Below are 2,349 nucleotides of genomic sequence, written 5' to 3' on the forward strand. Positions count from 1 at the left end.
GAATAAAGGCGGCTAATAGCGCCACTTGGGAAATTGTATCCGTAAATAAATCAATTAAATTTGCAGTCAGCATGCCTAATACGAGCAAGATGATCAGCCAGGGAACTCTTTTCTTAGCTGCGGATAAAGAATTTTTATCCATCGAATCCATATTAGCAACCCCGGCAAGCTTAGAGTAGTCATCCGATGCCTCTTCATCTAAGACGTCAATGACATCATCGACCGTAATTATCCCTAACAAATGCTGCTGAAAATCAACAACCGGCACAGCAAGCAAATTATAGTCCTGGGTCGTTCTTGCTACATCTTCCTGATCATCCGATACAAGCACACTGACGACTCGATCATTCATTATATCCCGGATGAGTGTATCCTCCTCGGCGATGATCAAGTCACGAAGCGATACAACACCCGTCAGTCGATTGTCTTCATCCACAACGAATACATAATAGATAGTTTCTGCGCCAGGCGCTTCATTGCGGAGGATGGTCATCGCCGAACGGACAGTGGAAAATTCCGGAATAGAAACATATTCCGTCGTCATAATTGAACCAGCAGTATATTCTTCGTAATGCAAGAGCGACTTGATCTGTTCAGCCGCCTCTTTGTTCATTAAGATGAGATAGCTTGCGATTTGCGACTTATCAAGTTCTTTCAGGACATCGACCGCGTTATCGACAAACATATGGGAGATCATTTCGGCCGCATACGTCGTGTCCATCTCCTGAAGGAACTCTTTATATTCATCTTCATCAATCTCACTAGTCTCGAAAATTTCCGCTAATTCCTTTGGTGAAAGAAAATAATAGATTTGTTTCCTCAAATCCGGTCCTACATTTTCATAGATAATCGCCCGGTCATAAGGATGGAGTGCTAAATACTCCTCCCGGAAAGTTCGAAGATCCCGATTTCTCAGAGCTTCGGTCATTCTCTCCTCAATAAGTGTGATTTCTTCTTTTGTTTCGTTATATTCCGTCATGGCTGCACCTTCCTTTCCGCTCTGTCGTGTATGATTGCTTGCAATCCAGGTATGATAACATAAAAAACAATAACAACTTTTCTTCTCAATTTCTACAAGTTACTAAAAAATATATAATGCCAAATAAAGGAGCAAAAAAAATGAAATACGATATCATCGGCGATATCCACGGATGCTTTGCGGAATTAATTGAATTGATTACTTCGCTCGGGTACACAATTAAGAATGGCCTGCCAATCCATAGTGAAGGAAGACAACTTGCTTTCGTAGGAGATGCGACAGACAGAGGACCAGATTCTCTTCAAACAATGCAGCTTTTGTTTTCAATGCAGGAAGCCGGGATCCTGCTCTATGCACCAGGCAATCATTGCAATAAATTGTACCGGTACGCCAAAGGAAACAAAGTTCAGCAAACACATGGGCTGGAAACAACGGTGGCTGAACTCGATTCGCTGCCTACCAACAAGAAAGAGGAATTTCTACTGAGATACCAAAGCTTCTATGAGAATTTACCCCTATATGTATCCCTTGAAAACGGAAAGCTCATAATTGCGCATGCAGGCATCCCAAAAAGGATGATTGGCGTCCCGGTTTCCAAGAGCATCCGGACATTCGTATTGTATGGAGATATTTCCGGTAAAACCTTACCAGATGGTAGGCCAGAACGCAGGGATTGGGCAAAACATTATGATGGGGATCCTTTCATCGTATATGGCCATACGCCGGTTCCAGTGGCCCGCTTTGTGAAAAATACAGTCAACATCGATACAGGCTGCGTGTTTGGCGGGAAATTGTCGGCTCTTCGTTATCCTGAAATGGAAATACGCAGCGTTCCATCCCGCCAGCCCTTCCAGCCTGATCGATTTACTCGGTTCGAATAGTAAGCCATGAAATATCCGGGGGCAAACTGCTATCAAAGCGGAGCGGTTCCCCTGTGAGAGGATGGCAAAAACCGATTGATGCGCAATGCAATGCTTGGCGGCTAATTAGAGATAACGAGCCGCCATATAGATCATCTCCTACTAATGGGTGTCCGAGCGACTGCATATGCACTCGGATTTGATGCGTCCTGCCAGTATGGAGAACTAGCATCACTTCTGAAAATCGATAGCCATCGTTGTCATACAACCCGAGCACTTCAACGTCCGTGCGTGCGTACTGGCCATCTTCCCGAACGGTCCTTTCAATGATGCTCCCCTCTTTCCTGCCTATGGGTCGCTCAATAGTGAAACGAGATTCTTTCAAATGGCCTTCCACAAAGGCGATATATTGGCGATGAAAGCCGATTGATTCCATCTGACTGCTTAACAGATGATGGATATGGCGATTCTTTGCAATACATAAGAGGCCGGACGTATCACGATCCAGCC

The 2,349-nt window shown here is 44.5% G+C and carries 2 protein-coding genes and 1 pseudogene; 1 reads left to right on the forward strand and 2 read right to left on the reverse strand.

Annotation, left to right across the window (positions count from 1 at the left end):
• Positions 1-979: pseudogene (mgtE, locus tag NCCP2222_RS03760) on the reverse strand (magnesium transporter); the annotation flags it as partial.
• A 140-nt stretch (positions 980-1,119) separates the two neighbouring features.
• Here mgtE and prpE point away from each other — a divergent pair.
• Positions 1,120-1,860, forward strand: coding sequence for a bis(5'-nucleosyl)-tetraphosphatase PrpE (gene prpE / locus NCCP2222_RS03765; protein WP_248509722.1), 741 nt, complete (start codon positions 1,120-1,122; stop codon positions 1,858-1,860).
• Here the strand turns inward: prpE and NCCP2222_RS03770 are convergent.
• Positions 1,844-2,349 (reverse strand): RluA family pseudouridine synthase (locus tag NCCP2222_RS03770; RefSeq protein WP_248509724.1); only part of this gene is annotated, 506 nt, incomplete at its 5' end. The two genes, prpE and NCCP2222_RS03770, sit on opposite strands and share 17 nt — an antisense overlap.

Origin of the sequence: Sporosarcina sp. NCCP-2222, assembly GCF_023168145.1 — a bacterium.
Taxonomy (GTDB): domain Bacteria; phylum Bacillota; class Bacilli; order Bacillales_A; family Planococcaceae; genus Sporosarcina.

What these genes read in the sequence shown, in the direction of transcription:
- prpE (WP_248509722.1), top strand. Translation starts at nt 1,120, where the DNA reads ATGAAATACGATATCATCGGCGATATCCACGGATGCTTTGCGGAATTA.